This window comes from Natrarchaeobius oligotrophus (assembly GCF_003841465.1).
GTDB lineage: Archaea > Halobacteriota > Halobacteria > Halobacteriales > Natrialbaceae > Natrarchaeobius > Natrarchaeobius oligotrophus.
In genome coordinates, this window is sequence record NZ_REFZ01000025.1 from 1 (window position 1) to 22,353 (window position 22,353).

Annotated in this window: 28 protein-coding genes and 1 pseudogene; 5 read left to right on the forward strand and 24 right to left on the reverse strand. The window is 63.1% G+C overall.

The features are described 5' to 3' along the window. Positions 1-216: 216 nt before the first annotated feature. From EA472_RS19965 to EA472_RS20010, 11 genes and pseudogenes are all read right to left on the reverse strand, one after another. Positions 217-567 (reverse strand): HalOD1 output domain-containing protein, encoded by a 351-nt coding sequence (locus tag EA472_RS19965; RefSeq protein ID WP_124193264.1) that lies wholly within the window; start codon positions 565-567, stop codon positions 217-219. 76 nt (positions 568-643) lie between these two features. Beyond that, on the reverse strand, positions 644-1,294 hold the full coding sequence (locus EA472_RS19970) for a helix-turn-helix domain-containing protein (RefSeq protein ID WP_124193265.1): 651 nt from the start codon (positions 1,292-1,294) through the stop codon (positions 644-646). A 200-nt stretch (positions 1,295-1,494) separates the two neighbouring features. Then, the gene (locus EA472_RS23450; protein WP_124193266.1) at positions 1,495-2,199 is read right to left on the reverse strand and encodes a tyrosine-type recombinase/integrase; all 705 of its coding nucleotides are present in this window, start codon (positions 2,197-2,199) and stop codon (positions 1,495-1,497) included. Positions 2,200-2,438: 239 nt separating this feature from the next. Beyond that, the gene (locus EA472_RS19980) at positions 2,439-3,473 is read right to left on the reverse strand and encodes a tyrosine-type recombinase/integrase (protein WP_165874948.1); all 1,035 of its coding nucleotides are present in this window, start codon (positions 3,471-3,473) and stop codon (positions 2,439-2,441) included. Next, positions 3,466-3,885 (reverse strand): hypothetical protein, encoded by a 420-nt coding sequence (locus EA472_RS22670; protein WP_165874949.1) that lies wholly within the window; start codon positions 3,883-3,885, stop codon positions 3,466-3,468. Before EA472_RS22670 ends, EA472_RS19980 begins: the two co-directional genes overlap by 8 nt. 61 nt (positions 3,886-3,946) lie before the next feature. Continuing rightward, positions 3,947-4,572 (reverse strand): annotated as a pseudogene (locus tag EA472_RS19985) (endonuclease III domain-containing protein); the annotation flags it as partial. A 117-nt stretch (positions 4,573-4,689) separates the two neighbouring features. Beyond that, positions 4,690-4,857 carry a CpXC domain-containing protein gene (locus EA472_RS19990; RefSeq protein ID WP_124193268.1) on the reverse strand — a complete coding sequence of 56 codons (168 nt, stop codon included), beginning with the start codon at positions 4,855-4,857 and terminating at the stop codon, positions 4,690-4,692. A 108-nt stretch (positions 4,858-4,965) separates the two neighbouring features. Further along, positions 4,966-5,433 carry a DUF6691 family protein gene (locus EA472_RS19995; RefSeq protein ID WP_124193269.1) on the reverse strand — a complete coding sequence of 156 codons (468 nt, stop codon included), beginning with the start codon at positions 5,431-5,433 and terminating at the stop codon, positions 4,966-4,968. Then, a complete protein-coding gene (locus EA472_RS20000; protein WP_124193270.1) occupies positions 5,433-5,933 on the reverse strand; it encodes a YeeE/YedE family protein in 501 nt (166 codons plus the stop codon). Before EA472_RS20000 ends, EA472_RS19995 begins: the two co-directional genes overlap by 1 nt. A gap of 262 nt (positions 5,934-6,195) precedes the next feature. After that, positions 6,196-6,993 (reverse strand): succinylglutamate desuccinylase/aspartoacylase domain-containing protein, encoded by a 798-nt coding sequence (locus tag EA472_RS20005; protein ID WP_124193271.1) that lies wholly within the window; start codon positions 6,991-6,993, stop codon positions 6,196-6,198. 84 nt (positions 6,994-7,077) lie between these two features. After that, positions 7,078-7,620 carry a DUF309 domain-containing protein gene (locus tag EA472_RS20010; protein WP_124193272.1) on the reverse strand — a complete coding sequence of 181 codons (543 nt, stop codon included), beginning with the start codon at positions 7,618-7,620 and terminating at the stop codon, positions 7,078-7,080. 116 nt (positions 7,621-7,736) lie between these two features. On the opposite strand from EA472_RS20010, the gene EA472_RS23280 reads away from it, so the two are divergent. The 3 genes from EA472_RS23280 (at position 7,737) to EA472_RS20020 (ending at position 10,069) form a co-directional block, all read left to right on the forward strand. Continuing rightward, positions 7,737-7,865, forward strand: coding sequence for a hypothetical protein (locus EA472_RS23280; protein WP_279387191.1), 129 nt, complete (start codon positions 7,737-7,739; stop codon positions 7,863-7,865). A 143-nt stretch (positions 7,866-8,008) separates the two neighbouring features. Beyond that, positions 8,009-9,511: an IMP dehydrogenase gene (guaB, locus tag EA472_RS20015; protein WP_124193273.1), complete on the forward strand. Its 1,503-nt coding sequence runs from the start codon at positions 8,009-8,011 to the stop codon at positions 9,509-9,511. A 78-nt stretch (positions 9,512-9,589) separates the two neighbouring features. Beyond that, positions 9,590-10,069 (forward strand): hypothetical protein, encoded by a 480-nt coding sequence (locus EA472_RS20020; RefSeq protein ID WP_124193274.1) that lies wholly within the window; start codon positions 9,590-9,592, stop codon positions 10,067-10,069. Positions 10,070-10,114: 45 nt separating this feature from the next. Here EA472_RS20020 and EA472_RS20025 read toward each other — a convergent pair whose 3' ends face one another. From EA472_RS20025 to EA472_RS20045, 5 genes are all read right to left on the reverse strand, one after another. After that, the gene (locus EA472_RS20025) at positions 10,115-11,866 is read right to left on the reverse strand and encodes a YcaO-like family protein (RefSeq protein ID WP_124193275.1); all 1,752 of its coding nucleotides are present in this window, start codon (positions 11,864-11,866) and stop codon (positions 10,115-10,117) included. A 63-nt stretch (positions 11,867-11,929) separates the two neighbouring features. After that, positions 11,930-13,081 carry an SPFH domain-containing protein gene (locus EA472_RS20030; protein ID WP_124193276.1) on the reverse strand — a complete coding sequence of 384 codons (1,152 nt, stop codon included), beginning with the start codon at positions 13,079-13,081 and terminating at the stop codon, positions 11,930-11,932. Between the two features lie 150 nt (positions 13,082-13,231). Next, on the reverse strand, positions 13,232-13,669 hold the full coding sequence (locus tag EA472_RS20035) for an RNA-binding protein (protein WP_124193277.1): 438 nt from the start codon (positions 13,667-13,669) through the stop codon (positions 13,232-13,234). A 62-nt stretch (positions 13,670-13,731) separates the two neighbouring features. Next, the gene (locus EA472_RS20040) at positions 13,732-13,932 is read right to left on the reverse strand and encodes a DUF1918 domain-containing protein (RefSeq protein ID WP_124193278.1); all 201 of its coding nucleotides are present in this window, start codon (positions 13,930-13,932) and stop codon (positions 13,732-13,734) included. Between the two features lie 55 nt (positions 13,933-13,987). Then, on the reverse strand, positions 13,988-14,665 hold the full coding sequence (locus EA472_RS20045) for a type 1 glutamine amidotransferase domain-containing protein (RefSeq protein ID WP_124193279.1): 678 nt from the start codon (positions 14,663-14,665) through the stop codon (positions 13,988-13,990). A gap of 151 nt (positions 14,666-14,816) precedes the next feature. Between EA472_RS20045 and EA472_RS20050 the strand changes: the two genes are divergently transcribed. Next, on the forward strand, positions 14,817-15,281 hold the full coding sequence (locus EA472_RS20050) for an Hsp20/alpha crystallin family protein (RefSeq protein ID WP_124193280.1): 465 nt from the start codon (positions 14,817-14,819) through the stop codon (positions 15,279-15,281). A gap of 175 nt (positions 15,282-15,456) precedes the next feature. Here the strand turns inward: EA472_RS20050 and EA472_RS20055 are convergent, their stop codons facing one another. From EA472_RS20055 to EA472_RS20070, 4 genes are all read right to left on the reverse strand, one after another. Continuing rightward, the gene (locus EA472_RS20055) at positions 15,457-16,455 is read right to left on the reverse strand and encodes a DHH family phosphoesterase (protein ID WP_124193281.1); all 999 of its coding nucleotides are present in this window, start codon (positions 16,453-16,455) and stop codon (positions 15,457-15,459) included. A 210-nt stretch (positions 16,456-16,665) separates the two neighbouring features. Beyond that, positions 16,666-17,664, reverse strand: coding sequence for an ornithine cyclodeaminase family protein (locus EA472_RS20060; protein WP_124193282.1), 999 nt, complete (start codon positions 17,662-17,664; stop codon positions 16,666-16,668). Between the two features lie 54 nt (positions 17,665-17,718). Then, positions 17,719-17,934, reverse strand: a complete 216-nt coding sequence (locus EA472_RS20065; protein ID WP_124193283.1) for a hypothetical protein — start codon at positions 17,932-17,934, stop codon at positions 17,719-17,721. A gap of 368 nt (positions 17,935-18,302) precedes the next feature. Further along, positions 18,303-18,731 carry a DUF3054 domain-containing protein gene (locus tag EA472_RS20070; RefSeq protein WP_124193284.1) on the reverse strand — a complete coding sequence of 143 codons (429 nt, stop codon included), beginning with the start codon at positions 18,729-18,731 and terminating at the stop codon, positions 18,303-18,305. 496 nt (positions 18,732-19,227) lie between these two features. Here EA472_RS20070 and EA472_RS20075 point away from each other — a divergent pair, with 496 nt between their 5' ends. After that, positions 19,228-19,911: a J domain-containing protein gene (locus EA472_RS20075; protein WP_124193285.1), complete on the forward strand. Its 684-nt coding sequence runs from the start codon at positions 19,228-19,230 to the stop codon at positions 19,909-19,911. 47 nt (positions 19,912-19,958) lie between these two features. On the opposite strand, the gene EA472_RS20080 is transcribed toward EA472_RS20075, so the two are convergent. Genes EA472_RS20080 through EA472_RS20095 form a run of 4 tightly spaced genes read right to left on the reverse strand, consistent with a single transcriptional unit; the run spans position 19,959 to position 22,346 of the window. Beyond that, positions 19,959-20,570: a toll/interleukin-1 receptor domain-containing protein gene (locus EA472_RS20080; protein ID WP_124193286.1), complete on the reverse strand. Its 612-nt coding sequence runs from the start codon at positions 20,568-20,570 to the stop codon at positions 19,959-19,961. Positions 20,571-20,615: 45 nt separating this feature from the next. Beyond that, positions 20,616-21,059 carry a hypothetical protein gene (locus EA472_RS20085; protein ID WP_124193287.1) on the reverse strand — a complete coding sequence of 148 codons (444 nt, stop codon included), beginning with the start codon at positions 21,057-21,059 and terminating at the stop codon, positions 20,616-20,618. Between the two features lie 48 nt (positions 21,060-21,107). Then, a complete protein-coding gene (tpiA, locus tag EA472_RS20090; protein ID WP_124193288.1) occupies positions 21,108-21,752 on the reverse strand; it encodes a triose-phosphate isomerase in 645 nt (214 codons plus the stop codon). A gap of 60 nt (positions 21,753-21,812) precedes the next feature. Next, positions 21,813-22,346 (reverse strand): multiprotein bridging factor aMBF1, encoded by a 534-nt coding sequence (locus EA472_RS20095; protein ID WP_124193289.1) that lies wholly within the window; start codon positions 22,344-22,346, stop codon positions 21,813-21,815. Positions 22,347-22,353 lie beyond the last annotated feature (7 nt).

A 22,353-nucleotide genomic window follows, 5' to 3' on the forward strand; every position in this document is an offset into this window, starting at 1 on the left:
TGGTTCAAGTATCGGCTCGTTCCCGATCTCTCAACGCTAAACGACTACATTCCACGAGGACTGAGCGCGATCAGCGAGCCCAATATTTGGCCGCATCTCACTGGTAAAGATTCGTCTTAATCACTATCAGACCGGAATATCGTTGAACCGACGGAGAAACTTAGCCAACTGGAACCGATCCTCGACACACTATAACTCACTTGGAAATACTTCCGATTACGTGTTCTCCATCGGGGTGACCTCAATTGTTCCATCACTAAATGCAGTCACAGCAAATCCCTCATACGAAAAAGAGAGACAGAAATTTTTCCGGTCGTCGGTAGCTGTCTCCGATAGAAGATCATCGAGAGTCCCTGTATCAATCGCGGAATGAAGAGGAGACAGTTCGATGGGATCGCTGTGGGCAGCAGCCGCTACCACGGCAACTATTGCAAGACTCGGCTGATCACGACGACTGTCGTACTCTGCCCGGACGATATCCGCACCTACATCAAACTCCACGTTGTTCATCGAGTCCACAACTTCCACGGCACCGAAGGCACCGATTTCTTTGTGAGAAGGATTCATCGCCCGAATAGAGGCGTCCCACTGGCATGACGATGAATTTTGCTCACGCAATTTGTTTAAATAGGGACTCTATGAGTTACTCTTGAGTCGTTACCAGAGTGCTTGCTACGAGCCGTCGGAGACCGCGCTGCAAACGCGATGAAACCGCCTGTCGGCTAATGTCGAGTTCGTCGGCAATATCGTCTTGAGTGGCTTCTCGCGGTGAATCGAAGTACCCACGAGAGTAGGCGAGTACCAACGCTGACCGCTGTCCATCAGTCAAATCAAATTCCCGATCTGATTTGAGTGGCGAGAGTGCGTGAAGCTGGGTGAGTTCAATGGGGATGCCATTCTCCCGGCAGTACGATTGAAATTCGGAGAGACTCTTTTGATCGCTACTCCTGACTTCAAATGTCCAGTTCTTCTGTTCTCCCAGTCCAGAAAGGAGTGTGACATCAGTGTTGACGATGGCAATTAGAATACTTTCGTGGTTGAGGTTCCATTTAATACGAACAAGCATCTCCTCCTCTAATTCGTCGATTACTTTGAACTCCTCAACCCCCTTATCACCACTCAAATCAGCCGTGAAGTCCCCAACGTTCTCCGCGTGAATCCAGAAGTATGGTATAATGGCACCGTCCGTTGGGACAACGCGATCCAGTTCGATAGTTGCGTCTGGCAACTGATCAAAAATTGTATTCAAAGGGAACTCGGGCTGCGGGACAGTAAATGACGCTTCAATCGCCATAGACTCGGTTAGTAGAACGTCGTTTTTGTGCTTCTCGCTGCTACTGCTTGTACTGACAAACGCTCATCACTGAATCGATAATTGAGAGGCACTCTGGTAACTACTCGGCCTGTACTGAGCGATCACATCGGCTCTCAGTCCGTGCCACATTCGCGCCCTGTATGTAGCAGAGGCTACAAGAGCCGTGAGTAGACTGTTAGTTATCGGTGATGCGCTTGCCGGAGTGCATCTGCGGTCGCTGTTCCGGAAATCCGGATGTACTTCTGGGCAGTGGCGAGATCGCTCCACCCCATCAAGGCCTGAAGCGGAACTGGCGCAACTCCCTGATAGGCGTGATAGCTCGTGGCTGTTGCTCGCAAACAGTGTGGGTAGACGCGCCCTCGAAGATCGGCAGCCTCGGCTGCTTCGTTCACCCGCCTATTGATCGTCGAGCGCGAATGCGGGAACGAGTCGTACCGATTGGCGAAGCGTTCGAGACACAATTCGAGACGCAAAGACAAGTCGAACGGGATCGCCCGCGCGGACGAGACCGTCTTTGGGTGCCACCGTGACTCTACTGCCTTGTCCTCAGTGAGGTCGTCACAGTGGTTCGCTTCCTGAACTGCTTGGCGACGACAGTACCCACAAGCACACGGCTCGTGCTGTGGGATCTGGAGAAGCTTCCGGTCCCAGTCAAACCAGTCGGTAGTGAGATGTGAAATCTCGCCCCCACGGAGTCCGAGCCGACCTGCGACCAAACAGATGAACCGCGCTTGGAAATCACGGGGACTGGGTAACTCCGAACAGGCTTCGAGCAACAACTCGAACTCCCGGTCGGTGAGGACATCTTCGTGAGAATGTCGTGTCGTCAATGCTCGTCGATGTCGCTTCGCCCACGTTGATGACTCAGACTGATGCTGTGTCATTACAGCCAGAAATGTGCGCGGTTCCCAGAGAAACTATTCAAAATCGAGATTGTTCGACAATGCTGAATAACCATTCGCGTTCGCGATAAAGACGAATTCCAGCGCGAGATCAAGCGGTTAGAAATCGAATACGACGCGTTTCTAGACGCACAGCAAACCATGATCTACACCGGGATGTTTCGCATGGCCGTCGACAACCCCGACCAATTCCGCGCTAAACTACGAGAAGTGCAGAACAACTAACCCGGATGCGACTGATCATAAGCATCCCGCAACTCCGACCTACGAAACTGCAAATACTGACGCGTCGTATCCAACGACGCATGCCCCATCAACCGACGCAACCTCTCCAAATCCATCGCAGGCGACCCAGACCTCTCCCGCCCCCGAACACTATGAACCGCAAAACTATGACGAAGTGTTTTCGGCACAACGCGATTATTCTTAACCGGCTCACCATCACCATCCTCCCCAGCCGTCTCAATCATATCCTCCTGAATCTCCGCCTCCTTCGCCGCCAACCGAACAATCTTATTCACCTGCCGCGCACCAATCCCCGGTGTATTATACCCCACAACCAAATACGGCGACTCCTCCGCGTATGGATACGACGCCCGACCACCATGATCCATCCATTCTCGCATATCAGCGCGCAATGAACGTCCATAAAACACATCGCGTTCATAATTCTCAGCATTCGAATCCTCTACCTTCGACGTTTGAACAGTAATACACCGATTCTCCCGATCCAACCGACGATGCTTCATTCGAGCAACCTCACTGGGGCGGCAACCAGTATGCCAGAGTAGCTGAATCACCAAGCGATTCTTCAAATTCTTCGCCCCATCAATCAACTCCCCAATCATATCCTGCGGCAACCAATGAATATCCTTATCCTGCTCCTGCGTCGTCTTTGTCCCACCATCAATCCACTCCAGAATATACGAATCCTCATCGTCGAGATACCCAATCTCAGTATCAATATGCTTATTCAAATAAGCGCGAACGGCATACCACCGATGCGGCAACGTAGAATGTGCTAACCCCTTCTCATCATCAAGCCAAATACTGAACGATTCAAGCGCGTCATTATCGATAGTGTCCAGCGTATAGCCATAATCGTCGAGAAATTCATCAAACTGCTCAAGCGCAATCCGTTTCTGCTTCGCATTCCCCTCCGAATTCTTCACCTTCTGACGCGTTAACCAACTCTCACCATTCGGAAAATCAGTCGACGTTTTGAGAGTCGTCGCGCGCCCACTCGTATTACTCACCAGAACCACCCCCGTTACCATCAAAATCATCGTCATCCGAAAAACGAGTCGCCCCCGAAACCAGATTCGTCGGCTCAGATCCACCCGGCCCGCGAGACAAATACTGCGTAACGCGATGTTCAAGCTCATCAGCAACATCATCAATATCCGTCTTACCAATCTGCTCCCGACGCACATCCTGCACATCCAACCGCAATGATTCAAGATCATCCTGCATATCGACGAGGCGAGATTCAAGATCCTCCGACGATTGATCCGAATCATCAGTCTGCTTACTATGGAAAAACTCAACCGAACGACGAATCATCTCTCCCCGGGACGAAAACCCAAGCTCATCCGCATACTCATCCCAATCATCGCGTTGTGACGGAGAAACCCGAACTACAACCTGCTTGCGATCAGGCGCACCCATATGACAGGCCGCAACGTCCAGACGGATAAAACGCTGCTAGCATACTGATGAAAGTCATATCCGTCTTGACGGGGAAAACGCCGGATCGCCCGCCGGCGAACAGCAGGACGCAGTCGGCGGTCTTCGGTCCGACGCCGCGGACCTCGAGCAGCGTCTCCCGGACGGTCGACGGATCCTCGTCCGCGACGAATCGGTCGAACGCGGCTGCCGAGCCGAACTCTTCGAGCACCCACTCGGCGGTTTCGACGATGACTTCGGACTTCTGGTTGTAGAGGCCGGCCGAACTGATCGTTTCGGCGAGTTCGGACCGCTCCGCGGCGGCGAGCGACCCCGCGAGGTCGATCCCGTCGCCCCCGTATCGGTCGATCAACGCGTCGTGTGCCGGCTGGCTCGCCACGTCGCTCGTGTTCTGACTCATACGGATTGCTGTAACGATTTACCGGCGCAACCGCCGCACGGGTCGCGGTTGCGCCGGAAATGACTTACAGTAAACCGTATCAGAATCGTACGCACGAGACAGGTGAAGGCGTCCTGCCCGCCGTAGGTTTTCCGCCAGTACAGCTCACCGAGGCGGTCGACGACTCGCTCGGCGCGGGTTTCCGCCGTCGCCGGATCGAACTCGACGGCGGTACCGCCGCCGGCGTTCCCGCCGCTTATGTTCACGGACGGCTCCGGATCGTCGGTCATTCTCGGTCGGGTGCAGGGGCTCGAGGCGTATCGGCGTATCGGTCCGGTCGAGCGACTCGGCTCGGAGAGTGGACGCACCCGCTCGAGATTCGTCGGAGCGACTCGAGAACTCGCCCGTCACCACTCGGTCTTGCAGCTGAACTTCTCGCCGCAGGACGAACAGGTGGCGGACTTCGCGAACCCCTCTTTCAGTGAGCCGACCGCCTTGCTCGTTCTCGTTACGGTCATCTTGATGTCGACGTACGTCGATTCGGAGCAGTGGGGACAGACGACACGTTGTGACATGGCCCTCAGTAGCGCACCCCCCTCATTTACTTTTGTGGCCCACTCGTCAACGACGAATCACGTTCTCACGCCGAGACCGCGTCGTCGGCCGCCGTCCGTGCGGGAAGGTTAGTCCGCCGTCGTCGCGGGCGTCGAACTCTCCGCGCGGGTCGACCGCCAGAAGCCCTGGATGTACGCGCCGACGAACATTCCGACGATGCCGTAGAGGATCGGGACGTTTCCGATACCCAGGCTGGCGTAGGCGGCTCCGGGACAGATGCCCGACAACCCCCAGCCGACGCCGAAGATTCCACCGCCGACGACGACGTTCTTGTCGAGCGTCTTGAGCCGCCGACCGTACGCTGCACCGGTCAGCGGAGCGCGAGACCGGAACCGCTCGACGCCGAAGAACGTGACGCCGGTGACGATGGCGGCTCCGAACATCACGAACAGCAGACCGAAGTCCGTAAACTGCAGAAAGCTGAGAACGACCTCCGGCTGGGCCATGTGGCTAAATCCGAGGCCGAACCCGAAGAGGATGCCGCCGACGAAGACGAGCGGCAGGAACAGCCGGTGTTGTTCGTGCTCGGCGCTCATCACGGGCTCACCCCCACGGCCTGGACCAGTTGTGCCGTTCCGATCGCCACGAACAGGAACGTCGCCACGCCGACGAACGAGGCGCTCGAGACCGAGCCGACGCCGCAGACGCCGTGGCCCGAGGTGCAACCTTTTCCGACGCGGGTGCCGATACCGATGAGGACGCCGCCGAGGAACAGCCGCCACCACTGGACCTCGGTCGTCCAGAGGCCGTCCTGGGGCGAGACGGTGACGGCGTAGATCGCCGCGCCGACGACGATTCCGACCGTGAAGACGACGCGCCAGTCGCGCGAGGGTCGATACTGCTGGAATCGCGAGAGGTTCGAGCCGTACGACAGCGTCGACTCGAGGAACGTGCTCGCGCCGGCCGGGATGCCGGTACCGACGTAGATCACGGCGACCCCCAGGCCGACGAACAGCCCGCCGATCGCGTAGTGGCTGATCCCGTTGGGAAACAGCTCGGCGAGCACGGCGACGAAAAGCGCTAGCGTTGCGGTCATCAGTCTCGAGAAAGTGTTCTCGGCGTATCAATCCTCCCACGGCGGGGAAAATTGTGCGTATCTCGGACGCCCCGGTTCCCGGATCGAAACGCGCGTTGTCTCGGTCGGCGACTCGTCGTGCGACGGTCGCGTTCGGCGGTCCCGTACACCGCCGGATACAACTGTTCGCATACCGCTCTCGCTCGAGCGGCCGATACCCGCCCGGGTCGTCCCTCACGGGTGATTCCTCGATCGACGTGAGCGGTCGAACCCCCGAACGCGCTCAGTCCGCGGTGCCCGTCGACTGTAACACGTCGACCTTCTCGGCGGCGTAGCCGAAGACGTCGCGGTAGCCGTTCGAGGACATGAGAACGGGATAGAACGGCTCCGCGGCGACCTGTTCGTCCCCGTCGGCGGCGGCGAAGGTCTGGCCGGGTTCGACCTCGGCGAAGTTCTCGACGAACACTTCGTACGTGTCGGCCCGTTCCTTGCGGATGACGTCGGTGAGTCGGAAGACGGGCAGCTCTCGAGTGACCGTATCGCCGGGTAACGCGTCGACGGCGGTCAGGAACGCTCGCGTCAGGCGGTCGGCGTTCTGGGCGGCCGTCTCCGAGCCCTGGAGGCCGCACTCGACCTCGATCGTCTGGATTTCGGAGAAGAGTCGGCCCTCCGCGAAGTTGCCGGTTTCGACCATCGCGGCGACGGGTAACCGCGGGACGAGCTCCGTCGTCCGCTCGCTCATCGCGTTGACGATCGCGAACGGGTCGGCGTGGCTCTGGGTCGAGTGCATCGAGAACGTGAGACAGCCGTCGAGTTCCGCGACCAGTTCGTGTGCGAGCCGTCCTTCGTGAGTCGTCGCGTTCGGGTCGCCCGGGAACGTCCGGTTCAGGTCCTCGTCGACGAACCGAACCCGTCGCTCGAGGGCCTTCTCGTTGGCGACGATGAGTTTGACCGGGCGTTCGACGGTCGGACGCTCGTCGAGCAGACGCTCGACCGCGCGGACGCCGCAGGGTTCGTCGCCGTGGACGCCCGCGACGACTGCGACCTCCGGCGTTCCCGACCCGAGCTGTGCAACTCTCATTGCGTGTTAGTTGGGCTCCGTGGTCAAATGCCGTTCGATCTCTCTCGATTTCGTCGGTCGATCTCTCGAGCGCTCGCCGTCAGATCACTCCTCGAGTCCGTCGACGAACTCGTAGTCGATCGGACGGGCCGTCGGCCGCGCTCCGTCGAGGCGAATTCGCCAGTCGTCGACGCGCTCGGGCTCTTCGAGCCCGTTCGTGAGCACCGTCCGGACCTCGAGGACGTCGACGCCGTAGTAGTCCCGCGGCGTCCCGCGCAGGTACTGGAGCGCGGTCCGAAAGAGCGAGCGCATTCCCTCGTTCTCTCCTCGGGGGCGCTGGCCCGTCGGATGGTCCGCTGACCGACGTTGTGCGGTACTCTCGACGCCGTGGCGTTTGTACGCTCCGGCGGCGACCTGGACCATCCCGTGTAAGAACGCGCTCTCGTCCGTTCCACGGCCGTAGTTGTACCACTCGTATTCGAAGCAGTCGTGACTGTCGTGGTAGTCGCCGGAGTTGAACAGTCGAACGCCGTGGACGACCGCGCGCCGGAGCGTCGCGTGTGCCCACCGGCCCTCGTCGGCGAGCCAGCCAGTCGGTTCGCCGGTCGGCGGCGGGTCGACCGTGGGATCTCGCGTGTGCTCGTCCATACCGAATCTCGGTCGAGCCGACGGATACCGTCGTCGGTCGTTCGACGGAGGCGACCATAAAACGGCCACGAGCGAAGGGGAGAACTTAATTCGTTGTGGTTCCTGGCACAAGTCGGATGAATTACCCGTTCGGGAAGTGCAACGACTGCGGGGAGCGCCTCTACGAGCACGTCGACGGCGGATACCAGTGTCTCAACTGCGACCGACGGTACGCCCGGAACGTGTTCGACGGCATCCACCACTGACGACGCGGTGATACGTTTCCTCGAGCGGTGATCCGCTACCGGCGTTTCGTTCCGCGTGGCGACCGCAAGCCGCCGTTCGACGCCTGGACATCCGTTCGCACCTATCTCGCAACGTTTTTTGCCCGCGGGTTCGGACGGTTTACATGGCGAACGACGTTCCCGAGCACGAGCCCTATTCTTCGAAACTCGATGTACCGGAAGCGCTGACGTTCGACGACGTCCTCCTTCGACCCAAAGAGAGCCGCGTCGAGCCAGACGACGCCGATCTCAGGTCGCGCGTCTCGAAAACGGTCGAAGTCTCGGTTCCGATCCTCTCGGCCGCGATGGACACCGTCACCGAAAGCGACATGGCGATCGCGATGGCCCGCCACGGCGGGCTCGGCGTTCTCCATCGCAACATGAACGTCGACGAGATGGTCGAGGAGATCGAACGCGTCAAAAGCGCAGACGAACTGGTCATCCCCCACGACTCCGTCGTCACCGCCGCTCCGGAGATGACCGTCCGCGAGGTCGACGAGCTGATGGCCCGCGAAGGCGTCGGCGGCGCGCCCGTCGTCAACACCCGCGGCGAGGTGCTGGGGATCATCTCGAGCACCGACATTCGGCCACACCTCGAGGTCAACGAGGACGATCCCGTCACGGCGGCGATGACGGACGAGGTCATCACGGCACACGAAAACGTCGACGCCCGGGAGGCGTTCGACCTGATGTACGACCACAAGATCGAGCGCGTACCGGTCGTCGACGACGAGAACCTGCTCGTCGGGCTGGTGACGATGCAGGGGATCCTCCAGCGCCGAGAGTACAAGGAGGCCGTCCGCGACGAGGAGGGCCGGCTCCGACTCGGCGTCGCGGTGAGCCCGTTCGAACGCGAGCGCGCGGAAGCCGCCGACGAGGCGGGCGCGGACGTCCTGTTCATCGACACGGCTCACGCGCACAACATGAACGTCATCGACGGCGCTCGAGAGATCGAGTCGGCGGTCGAAGCGGACGTCGTCGTCGGGAACGTCGGCACGCGGGAAGCCGCCGAAGATTTGGTCGACTTCGCCGACGGGATCAAAGTCGGTATCGGACCGGGATCGATCTGTACGACCCGCGTCGTCTCCGGCGCGGGGATGCCCCAGATCACGGCCGTCGCCCAGGTTGCGGACGTCGCCAGCGAACACGACGTGCCGGTGATCGCGGACGGCGGCATCCGCTACTCCGGCGACGCGATCAAGGCGGTCGCCGCAGGCGCCGACGCGGTGATGCTCGGCTCGTACTTCGCCGGCACCGACGAAGCGCCCGGACGCGTCGTCACGATGAACGGCAAAAAGTACAAGCAGTACCGCGGGATGGGGTCGGTCGGCGCGATGAAATCCGGCGACAGCGATCGGTACCTCAAGGAAGATCCCGAGAACGACGAGGAGTACGTCCCCGAGGGCGTCGAAGCCGCGACGCCGTACAAGGGGACGCTCAAATCCGAACTCCACCAGCTCGCCGGCGGCATGCAGTCGGGAATGGGATACGTCGGCGCCGGAACGATTCCCGAGTTCAAAGCGCGCGCCGAGTTCGTTCGCGTCTCCTCGGCCGGCCAGGCCGAGAGCCACGCCCACGACGTCGTCATCACCGACGAAGCGCCGAACTACTCCCCCGACGGGAGCTGATCGGTGAGCCCGTCCGCTCGAACTGCGCCGCCGCGGAGAACGGTAACGCATACGTTCGCTCGGCACCGAGCGACGAGTGTGAACCGGCGTACAGTACTCGGGTCGGCGAGTGCGCTCGCAGCAGCGAGTCTCGCGGGCTGCATCGAGGGCGTCCAGGAGCACTTCGAGGGCTCGTTCCAGGGCATCGTTCCGATCGAGATCCACAGCGAGGCCGACGGCTACTACAACGTCCGGCTCGAGGCGTACGAACGCGAGACGAACCGCCAGACGTACGACGAAGGATACGCCGTGACGGCGGGCGAGACCGTCGGGCCACCACACCTCGAGGCGACCTATCAGAGCCTCCGCGTCGTCAAGTTCGGCCCGGACGGCGAGGACCAGGCCGACGTTCGAGAGGTGTCGATCACACCGAACACCGAACTCGTTTTGATCTACATTCACGACGACGACCTCGTCGTCGACGTTCGACGCGGCGAGACCGACGGAACCGGAAACGAGACAGCCGACTCGGACGCCGAGCCGAACGACTCCGCCGACGGCGAAACCGAAAGCGGCTGAGACGAGCGGGGAGCGGCGACTTCGCGAGGTGGAACCGACGCCCGATCAGGGGTACGGATGGAACGGCCGCTCGAGGCGCGCCTCGAATCCGAGATCGTCGGGAACGCTCCGCGCGCGCTCGCCGAAGAACGGCTCGCCGGTGAAAAGCGGCTGTGCCCCGGGGACGACGACGCGGACGGCTTCGAAGCCGATCTCCTCGACGTCGCGCGTGGTCAGCCTGGCGGCGTACGGCGTCAAACCGACGTCCGCGAGGCGGTCGACGATCGCCTCGAGCGCGGCCTCACCGGTCGGAACCGGATCGGGACCGACGCTCGCGGCGGAAACGGTTCGGTCGGTCGCGACGAACTCGCGTGCGGGTTCGGGGAACGACGCGTACTCGCCGATCGAGCCCGAGGCGTCGGCCGCGTCCTCGCGCCCGACCGACCGCAGCTCCATCCAGTTCTGGACCGCCTCCTCGAGCGCCGCCGTTGCGGCGGCATCCGCGTCGAGACTGCAGGCCGAGCCGACGGCGAACGCCGGCCACTCGCCCGCGGACGAGTCCGATTCGTCCGCCTCGAGGTCGCGGTGGACGGCGACCGCGACGACCGGGACGTCGACGTCCTGGGTGACGAGAAGCGAGGTCACCAACAGCCCCTCGCTCCGGGCGCGACGCTCGAGCGTCGCGAAGCGGTCGCTTTCGACCGCGAGACCCAGCGGTTCGAACGTCGAGTACCACGCGATCATGGTCGCGTCGCGTTCGATCACTTCGGTCAGCCCGGACAGCAGCGCATCGATCGTCGAAGAGCCGAGACCGAGCCCGGTGGTGATCGCCGGCAGAAGCCGATCGCCCGGCTGTGGAAACTGCACCGCCGCGGCCGGGAGGTGTACCGGGTCGCCGGTCGCGAGATTCTCGCCGGGAACCCACCGACGCTCGGCGGTCGGATCGACCGACGGCGCGTCGTCCGGCCGGACGAGGTCCGTCGGCGAGATCGGACGTTCGAGATCCGACTCGCTCGCGCGGACGAAGTCGTCGTCGCGGTAGACGCCGGCGCAGTAGCGCTCGAGCGCTTCGCCGACTGCCTTCATCAGCGCGGCGTTCCAGTCGTCGGCCACGCCCGCGGCCTGGGTGGGCGCGCTGGCGTCGCTGAAGCCGTCGGTCTCGGCGTTCGTCGCGAGGTAGTACGGAGCCGGGAACGACTCGAGTTCGCCGATGCTGGCGACGATTCCCACGCGGTCGTCGATCGCCACATCGGCGCGTTCGACCGCTCCGTCGAGGTCGAGCGACTCGTCGTCGCGTTCGAACGTCCGATCGCGCCCGGCGCCGTCACACGAACAGCCGGGAACGGGGAGTACCCGCCGTCGTCTGTGTGGTAGTTCGACGACGTGGCCGACGACCGATCGATCGTCCCCGGAGAGGACGCGAACGCACTCCCTCCCCGCGAGCGCACCGGCCAGGCGTGCCGTCGCTCGCTCGGCGCTCGGCGCTTCGTTCGGCTTCGGGTCGGTGGCCGAGACGCGGGTGCGTAGACAGTCGAAACAGCCGGTCGACGGCGCGAACCCCGATACAGCCGCGTCGACCGCGGAGAGGGGACGGCCCCCGACGCCGCCGACTTCGACGGCGATCCACGGCGTCCCGCCGGCTCGAGCGGCCTCGTTGGCGCGGTCGAACGCGCTCGAGCCGGCGACGTCGCTCACGATCCCGAATCGTGCGTCCGCCAGATCGTCGGCAGTTCCGTCGGTGACGCCGACGTCGACGTCTCCCAGCGCGGCGACGACGGCTTCGCGGACCGGGTCGTCGCCGACGACGTGTACGTTCATACCGCAACGCTCGCACGCATCGGGCAAAAGCGCGGCGCTCGGCCGCCGGCCGGGGATTCGCTCTCACCCCTGTGCGGAGTCGTCGTCGCCACCGTCTCGCTGTCGGGCCTCGGAGAGGCCCGCGGCGTCGCCGGACTGCGCCGGCACGTCCTCGCCCTCCTTGATCGCCTGCGCTTCCGCCTCCATCGCTTCGACGTCCACTTCGGTCTCTTCGATCTCGCCGATGATCTCGGCGATGTCGTCCAGCCCGATCAGTTCCCGAGTCTCGTCGTCGAACTCGAGGCTCTCGAGCTGGTCGCCGTCTTCTTTGACGTCGCTTCCCGAGAGGTGCTTGCCGTAGCGGCCGACCATCGACGTCAGCTCCTGGGGCATGACGAACGTCGTCGCCTCGCCGTGGCCGATCTCGGTCAGCGCGTCCATCCCCTTGTCGATGACCGCGCGTTCACCCATCGACTCGGCCGATCGTGCGCGCAACACGGTCGAGATGGCGTCACCCTGGGCCTCGAGGATCTCGCTTTGTTTTTCTCCCTGGGCGCGGATGATGTTCGATTGCTTGTCACCTTCTGCCTTCTCGACGGCGCTGCGGCGTTCACCCTGGGCCTCGAGGATCATGGCGCGGCGACGGCGCTCCGCGGAGGTCTGTTGTTCCATCGCCCCCTTGACGTCCCGGGACGGGGTCACCTCGCGGACTTCCACGCTCTCGACGCGAATCCCCCACTCGTCCGTGGGTTCGTCGAGTTCTTCGCGGATGCGTTCGTTGATCATCTCGCGCCGACTCAGCGTGTCGTCGAGTTCCATGTCGCCGATGACGGCCCGAAGCGTCGTCTGGGCGAGATTCGACACCGCCCGCTCGTAGTCGTCGACCTCGAGGAACGCGCGTTTGGCGTCCATCACCCGGATGTAGATGACGGCGTCGGCGGTCACCGGGGAGTTGTCTCGCGTGATCGCCTCCTGGCTGGGAACGTCGATCGTCTGCGTTCGCATGTCGAAGGTGTGAACCCGCGAGACGAACGGCGGGACGACGTTCAACCCGGGCTGGAGGAGTTTGCGATACTCTCCGAAGACGGTCAGCGCGCCCCTGTCGTAGGCGTCGACGATCTCGATCATCGACCAGACGGTGGCGACGACGAGCAAGAGGACGAGCGCTCCGACGAATAAAAGCGGATCGCTGACGCCGACCTGCAGTTGCAGGGGAACGAGTGCGAATGGCACCATTGCGTACGATACGGGTGCGAGACGAATAACTCTTGGCTGCACCACGGTCGGCCGATGTCGAACTCGGTAGGAAGCTGCGGTGTCGGCGTCGCGACGAGCAGACGATTTAAAAACGCCCTCGCAGACCGAGAGCGGACGCGGCGACGGAGTTCACTCCTCGTCCCGGAGTCGGGTGAGAACTTCCTCCGCGTTCTCGAGCGCCTGTTCTTTCTTCGCGGGATAGGCTTCGACCTTTCCGCGGAAGGTGATCCCCTCGCCGAGACGAACGTCGCCCTCGAAGGCGGCCTGTTTGTCCAGTCGCAGGAAGAACTCGGTGTTCTCGGTCACCCGCTCGTCGAGTTCGTCGATCAGGGTCTCGAAGTCCTCGAGTTCGGTGAGACGCGAGAGGACGTGACGGACGTCGTCTGCGGTCTCGACTCGCGCCGAGAGGACGAGGATTCGGTCGCCGTAGTGGCCCTCGCTTTCGGCGCGCTCTATCTCGAACTCCTCCGGGAGGAACGTTCGGAACGCCTCCTCGACGCGCTTTTCGTCCTCGGTGGCGTAACAGAACGTCCGTAGATCGACGTAGTGAAGCGGGATCTGTGGCATCTGCGATTCGAACGGGGTGTCGGTAACGCGTCTCGAGTGCGGACTCGAGCGGTGAACGGATCTTACTCGTCGTCTTCGTCGTCTTCGTCGGCCTCCTCGAGGGCGTCCTCGGGGACGCCGGCCTCCTGGCCGTCCTCGAAGCTGATCGTATACGTGACGTCGCCGAACATCGATTCCATCGTCTGGGTGACCGTACCGGTCTCGCCGTCGAACTCGCTGTGTTCGTCGTGCAGGACGACGCGGTCGTCTTCCTCGAAGCTCATACCCGACCTTCCCCGCCGCCGCCTAAAAAGGAACTGATTCGCTCGATCGGTCCGATCAGACACCGAGTTCCTCGAGGAGCGTCTCGGCCGCCGCGGTCGACGACTCGGGACCGCGGGCGGTGATGAGGTCGCCGTCGACGGTGACGCTCTCGTCGCTGTCGAGTTCGGCGTCCCAGTTCGCCCCCGCTGCCTCGACCTCGTCTTCGACCCAGTACGGGAGTTTGCGGCCGCTGGGCATGCGGTCGTTCTCGTCGACGATGTCCGCTTCCCACTCGTTCGGAAAGCCCGTCACGTCTCGCCCGTTGACGACGAACGCGCCGTGGCTGTCGCGGGCGAACGCGAGGATGCCGACGGCGTGACAGACGACGAGCGCTTTGCCGTCGCCCTCGAGGACGTCCCGAAGGAGCCGCCGCGCGTCGCTGTCCTGGTTGACGTCCCACTCGGTTCCGTGGCCGCCCGGAAAGACGACCGCGTCGTAGTCGGTGGCGTCGGCTTCCGCGGTCGGGATCGGATCGTTCAACCGCTCGTCGGTCTCGTGGACCTCGCGGACCCGGTCTGCGGTTTCCTCGCCGACCTGCTCGGGGTCGATCGATCGCTCGTCGATCTTCGGCGGTCGCCCCGAGGGCGTCGCAACCGTGATCTCGACGCCGGCCGCCGAGAGCGACTCGAGCGGCTCGACGCACTCCTCTCCCCAGTATCCTTCTTCGCTGACGACGAACAGTGCTTCCGTCATACCTGATTGTACGCCGACCGGCTGATAAAAATTTTCCCTGCACACGACAGATTCTACCGGGCTCTGGTCGACCCGTTCGTGGTACTGACCGTCACGACGGTGTGAAGTGGGTTTTTCATGAGTCGGACCGAACGGGTACGCAGGTGATCACGTGTCTCGCAGATCCAGCCCGTTCGACGACCTCGCGGAACTATTTGATAAATTGACCAGTCAGCTCGAGACGACCGCCCGGTCGTGGGAGACGGAGATCGACGACAGAAGCCGATTCGATCTGTCGATAGGGGGATCCGCGACGAGCCTCGATCTGACGGACGAAAACGACGAGTTCGTCGTCACCGTCGACGTTCCCGGCTACGAGAAAGACGACCTCGAGATCCGTCTCGCGGGCGAGACGCTGTCGATCTCCGGCGAGCGTGAGCGGACGGAAGAACGCGGCCTGCGCGAAGAAACGTACATTCGCCAGGAGCGGGAGTTACAGTCGTTCAGTCGTCAGATTCGATTGCCCGAGCCGGTCGAAACCGAGGACGTCTACGCCACCGTCAACAACGGCATTCTGACGATTCGTCTCCCCAAAGTCGAAGTCGTCGGCGAATCTCACGCGATCGACATCGAGTGAGACGGAGTACGGTAGCTGTCTACCGGTGCAACCGCACACCGTTTTCACGGTCGCGCCGAAACCGGTCGACGGCAGTCCGTCTGAGAGCGACCGAGCGCACGCCGTGTTCGAGCCGCGATCCGATCCGGCGAGTTTCTCGAGGTCCGACGGAGCGCACTCGAGATCCCGCCGATCACTAATCGTCGAGGTTCAGCTCGTCGAAAAACCGTTGGGAGATCCGCCCGTCGACGAACGCGAGTAGCTGGCTGGCGTCGCCGACGTCGTCCGCGAAGATGCCGAGTTCGATCCGCCCGCCTGCCATGTCGTGGTGGCCCCCGGCGGTGCCGAGTTCGCCGAAGCTGTTTCCGAGGATCTCTCCGATGTGGATGCGCGGATCGATCGACCGTGCGCTGAGTCTGATCGCCTCGTCGACGATTCCGTAAACGAGTACGGTATCGACCCCCTCGAGATTGAGGAGGTAGTCCGCCGCCTGCGGAAGCGCGTCGGTTTCCGAGGTCTTTCCGACGCTCGCGACCAGCGACGATCCGCGACGCGTTCTGGACGCGATCGCGCGACCGATCGCGTCGAGCGTTCCCGGCGAAAACGCGCTCCCGTACAGCTGTTCCAGCGCCTCGAGGTCGGCGGCGGGGTAGACCGTCAGCGCGGCCTGGTACTCTCGCCTGGTGGGTTCGCGAACGAAGTCGAGGCGCTCTCGATGAAGGGCGAAAAGCAGCGCCGAGGCGAGCCGGGTCGTCAGGTCGATTTCGAGCGTTCGGAGGTACTCTACGAAGATCGTCGCCGTCGCCCCGTACTCCGTCCGGACGTCCTCGAACGTCGCTCCGGGCGTCTCGCCGGGGTGATGGTCCACCACGACGTCGGGGTCGACGGCGCTCGAGACTTCCGAGTTCACCCCCGGGAGGGCGTGATCGACGAACGCGATGCAGTCGTACTCGTCGACGTCGACGTCGCTCACCGGGTGGAGGGTGAGGGCGAGCATGTTGACGAACGCGCGATTTTGCTGGTGGGAGATCTCGCCGCCGTAGCAGATCGTCACGTCGTCGACCCCGACGTGGTCAGCGATCGCTTCCAGGGCGAGCGCGCTTGCCAGACAGTCCGGGTCCGGATTGTCGTGACAGACGATCACCAGCGACCCAGCCGCCTCGAGGACTGACTCGAGGTCCGTCGCGCGCGACATAGTTGTAGGTTCCTCTACGGGAACCGCACGTTTGAACTTCCGGTCGCTACCGATCGCCGTGGCGGACGAAACCCACCCTTGATCCACCGAAAGGACGAGCTACCGCGGGGTCCCCACCGCCGCGCGTCAAATTTCGTGGCGAACGCGATGGGATGTGTGGTGGCCGCGAGAGGATCGAGTTCGAGCCGGCGAGGCGTCACCCGCTGAACCCTACTTCCCCGTCAGGGCGTCGCTCGCGGGCTCGAATTCGATTTCGGTTCCGAGTCCCTCCTCGAGGGCCGCCTCGTACAGGGCGTACGCCGCGGCGACCGTCTCGATGCCCGTTCCGCCGCTGTCGAACACCGTGATCTCGTCGTCACTCGTCCGACCCTCGGCGGTTCCGGCGACGATCTCCCCGAGTTCGGCGTGGACGTGATCTTCCGTGACGACGCCCGCCTCGATCGCCGCGAGGAACGAGCCGGCGTCGAACGTCGCTCGTTCGCGGAGGTCGGGAACGTACGTCGCCCGCTCGATCGTCGTCGTGTCGAGTTCGCGTCGGTCGACGGAGTACTGCCCCATCGCCGTCACGTGCGTCCCCGGTTCGAGATCCGCCCCGTCGAAAACGGGATCGCTCGCAGTCGTCGCCGTGATCACGACGTCGGCCCCGGCGACCGCCTCGGCGCTCGAGTCGACCGCCTCGACGTCGGCCTCGAGTTCGGACTCGAACTCGGCGGCGAACGATCGTCGATTCTCGGGCGTCGGTGAGTAGACGCGGACCGTCGCAAAGTCGCGGACCGTCGCCGTCGTCCGGAGCTGGCCGCGAGCCTGTGGGCCGCTGCCGATGATCGCGACCGTTTCGGCGTCCTCCCTGGCGAGTTCGTCGACGGCGACCGCCCCCGCAGCGCCGGTCTTGAACGGATTCATGCTCGCGCCGTCTAGCAGCGCGAGCGGCTCGCCGCTGTCTGCGTCGAACAGCGGCGTCACGAACCACGCGTCCTCGGCGCCGAAACCGGCGCTGTACATGTACCCACCCATCGCTCCGGTCTCGGGGAGGATCGCCGCGTAGCTCGTGAGCATGCCGCCGGGATCGGATCGAAAGAACGTGGATCGCGGCTGTGCTGGTGCACCGTCGCCGCGCTGTCGGTAGCCGTCGCGAACGGCGTCGACGTACTCCGCGGGCATCAGGAGCCCGGAAACGTCGGCGCTGGTCAGAAACAGCGTCTCGGTCATACGGGAACACGAAACGCGAACCGGGATAAAGAAACCGGAGAGAGAGAACGTCGCCTAGTCGGCGTTGATCGGCGGCCGGGCGGACCTGGCCTCGTCGGAGGTCTCTGCCGGCGTCCTGACGAACATCGCGTGACCGATAATCACCATCGCGGCGAACGCGCCGATCGGTACCGCCGCCGTCAACGACAGGCCGACGAGGATGAGGGCGGCGGTGATACCGAGCAGTGCGACCGGAATGAGCCCGAGAACAATGTCGTAATATCCAGTCATAATCTATCCTATAGTATGGGAAATGGGTATATAAGTGTTTCCCATAATTAGCCAATACTGGACTTGTTCGTAACTTGTAGTTGAGGCAGGGGATTCCCATAACTTATGAGTTGGTTTTTCAACGACCGTCTCGAGTTGTATTCGGGAGATCGATCTAGAAACATACGACGAACGAGCTAGCAAGAGAGGAGACCGATTTCGTAACCGCACGACTGCGCGGCGAAATAACTATCGAGCGAGTAACCAGTAAGGAACAGTCCATAATGATCGAAAGTGGACTTACTTCCAACGCGTTGCTAGCTGCAATCTGATTCTGACACGTTCGCCAGTTGATCGGATCGCGTTCGGGACCTGTACCGATTCCAACGCTACGAATCGCGGGCGACGTACGCCGCGTATCCGACGCGCCATCCCACGAGAACGATCAGCCCGAATCCGGTCATCACAAGGGCGAACGGCCACTCGGTTCCGCCCGTAACCGTCGGCGACGTTCGCAGAACGAAGCCGACGTTCGCCGCTGCGAGCCAGGTGACGCTGATCGTGCGGACCGTCCGACCGATCGACGACGACGTCTTGGAGGTGTACACGCCGGCCAACAGCGAGGCGACGATCCAGCCGAGTACGAACGGCGCGACCGTCTCGAGCGAGGCGACCGGATCCGAGATCGGATCGATACCGTGGCTAAGCTGTCCGACGACGATCAGCGCCACCAGCAACGCGACGTCGACGACGCCGAGAGGGAGTACCGACCGCTCGACGACGGCGTCGGCCGAACCGGTTCGAACTGTAGCGTCCATGCGGTCGGCTAACGGTTGCGTCCTCATAGTTGCATCACAATCGGCGCAGCGCTGCCGGTGCTGGGACGTGACACCGGAACGGAGAATACTCCGATAGTGGTGACGCCGGAGCGGGGAATACTCTGACCAGGGTGAGACGTCGAGCGATTCAGTGCGGTTGCTCGAGCGAGTTCGTGTGGACGGGCGTCCGCGGATTCGCGTCCTCGACGGAATGCGAGCGGTCTCGATCACGTCGGACCAGGTGCGAGAGGAGGAACCCCCGGCGACGTGAGCCGCCGGGTTCGTCCAACGGACGGAGCATCCGTGCGAGGTGGAACCTCGCACCTGCGAACCTCGAGCGAGGAGTACTTTGTTATCCCCGACGTTCAACCGGTCACCCCTCAGCGCGGGCGAAATCGGCCGCAGTAGGCGGCCCTTATTTCGACGGGGCGACGCCCGCCCTGGACGGACGAACACCACCAGCACTGATATAGGACGAGGATAAATATCAACGCCGATGACCGTCGCTGAAAACCGCCGCGCCGGCTGCGACGGATGCGGCCGTTCGACTCGGCTCGAGGCGCTGACGACGGTGACGATGCCGAACGGCGACGCCGTCGCCTGCTGTCCGCGGTGTGAACCCCACGCCCGTTCGGCCGCCGAGACCGCCTCCACGCTCGAACAGCGCCGGCAGTCTTGCGACGGCTGTTCCCGGACCCTCCTCGAGACGGAACTCGAGGAGGTGGTCTTGGACGACGGCACCGTCGTCTCCTGCTGTCAGTCCTGTATCGCGGAGACGCCGGACGACACCGCCGCGGACGCCGACGACGACACCGCCGCGGACGCCGACGACGACTCCGCCGAGAACAGACCGACGACGACGGCGCACCATCGCTGCACCCAGTGCAACGACGGAATCGACGTCGAACCGTTTCGCGTCACGACCGTCGACGGACGAACCGAACGGTTATGTCCCCCCTGTAAGGTGCGTGCCGAGAGGGACGGCATCGTCTCGAGCGTCGACATGCGGGAAACGAGAGCGCGGGACGTTCTGGGCGTCGACGAAGACGCGACCGAAGACGAGATTCGAACCGCCTACCGACGGAACGTCAAACGGGCCCACCCGGATCGACCGACCGGAAGCAAATCCGCCTTCCAGCTCGTCACCGACGCCTACGATCGACTGCAAACCGACGACTAGTACCGAGCCTATCGTCGCTTTTCATCGGGATCGGGGAAACCAGTCGTTCATCGAGTGCCGTTCTCGCGGCGGATGAATCCGATCGTGGCCGGGTTGAAGTAGTACGTCGAGCTACACTCGTCACACGAGGCGGCGAGGGGCTTGCCGTGGCGGTAGCGTTTCCAGAGCTTCGACTGTGAGGCTTCGATCTCGAGGACGACCCGGTCGGGACAGGCAGAAACCGTACACGGAAACTCGACGAACCAGTTGGGGACCGACAGCGGACCGAGCGGCGCCAGCTCTCGCCGCAGATCACAGAGCAACTCGAAGATCGTCTTCGATGGATCGTCCCGCGCGATCGAGACGCCGTCGGTTTCGCCGACGAATCCGCCGCGACACGTCTCGTCGTCGTACAGCGGCACCACCGGTACGCCCTGGGCGCGGGCGTAGCCGATCTCCTGGTTGATCCACCGCGATCGCGCCGATCGGTTCGTCAACACCGCGACGACGACGTCGCTGTCGACGAGCCGCCCCTCGAGACGGGCGCGCTCGCTGTTGTCGTCGACTTCTTCGAGTGCGAGATGGACGCCGAACGGGAAGTTCTTGACCGTCGAGAACAGCTCCTGGACGAGTTCGAGATCGGCGGGCGCGTGCGAGACGTAGATCTGTTCGTCGGTCATTGCGCTATTCACAGAAAGAAACCGGACCGTATATAATTAATGTAACTACGTTCGTTCTGAATCGAGCGTGACAGTTTCGAGGACGCGCCGGGAGAACTCCACGTCAGTGAGGTCCGCCGGAAGCCTTTCGAACCACTCGCGTTCGACGTGCCAGCGGCCGCGAACCGCGCCGTCCGTCGTTCGGGAGGTGACCTCGAGTCGGCCGGGATTCCACTCGCGTTCGTCGGAAATCGCGAGGACGGTCCGTACCACGGCTCCGACCTCGGCGCTGGTCACCGTCTCGGCCTCGGAGACGACCTCGTACTCGAGTGCAGCCGGCGTCCGCTCGGTGCGTCGTTCGCCCTCGGTTTCGTCCGATGCTGCGTCGCCGCCCTCCCCCGACGCTGTGCCGTCGTCTTCGGCGGCGATTTGCCCGAACTCGGTGAGGTAGATTCCGTGGCTCATCAGCCGGTTCTCCAGGGCGACGGAGACGGGATGGTCGTCAGCCATGGCTCGTAGTTCGAGCGCCCGTCTCAAAAGCGATGGCGTCGACGCGACTTAGAGCGGTTCGACCAGCTCCTCGAGTGCGGCCCGCGGATCGTCGGCCTTCGCGACGCCGCTTGCGAGCAACACGCCGCCGGATCCGAGGTCCGCGGCGGCGACGACGTCGTCGCCGGTGCTGATTCCGGCACCGCACAGCACCGCGACGTCCGGATCGACGTTCGCCGCGGCGTCGACGGCGTCCTCGACGACGTCCGGATCGGCTTGACTGACCGGCGTTCCCGTCCCGATGAGCTCCGGCGGCTCGACGGCGACGGCGTCCGGACCGAGCGCGGCCGCGGCGCCGATCTGCGCGGGGTTGTTGGCACAGACGACGGTCTCGAGGCCGGCGCGCTCGGCTGCACGAACGGCTCCATCGGCGTCGGCGAGCTTCAATCGTCGCTCCGAGTGGTTGATCAGCGTCCCGGCTGCACCCGCGTCGACGACGCCCTCCGCGAGGCTGTGGCCGGTATTGCTGCCGTGATCGATCGGATCGACGTGCTGGGCCCACGTTTCGGCGCCCGTCTCGGCCACGCGTTCGAGGTGTGCGGCCTGCGGTGCAACCGCGATCCGGGCGTCGCTACCGTCGTCGACGTCGCGGACCGCCTCGGCGACGGCGACCGGATCGCACGGGTACGTCTTCAGATTGACGAGGATGAACATACCAGAGAGGCGCTCTTCGCGCAAGAAATAGCTTGCGAGTCGTCGACGGACGAAGATCGATCAGTCCTTGCGTTTGACGACGTCGCCGAGGGTGTAACTGCCGGACGAGGAGCCGCCGGACCACTCCGAGTCGTCGCCCGTGCTCCCCTCCGCGCTCAGATCGATGTCGAGGAACCGCTCGAGTTTCGACTGGACGCGATCGCTCGGGAGCGTGTCCCCGCGTTCGATCTTGCGGATGAGACTCGCTTTCTCGTTGAGTTCGTTGGCGAGATCCGACTGGCTGAGCCCCTCGTCCTCGCGGGCGTCTCGGACGCGGTCGTCGTAGTCGGTGACGAGTTCATCCATGTCGTCGAACATGTCGGATCGCGGCGCACTCGAGCCGCCAGAGCTCGTACTCGAGGTCGAACTACTGGACGCACTCGAGTTGCCGGAACTGGAGGACGTAGAATACTTCGTGGACGTGCTGGAGGTCGAGGTCTGCTTGACTTCCGTACCGAAATCGGTACAGTTTGAACACACGTCTAGTTTCGCGCCCTCGACTTTGATAGTCTTCGGAGACGACGTCTCGGCGCCACACATCTCGCACTGAACCATGTGCGCA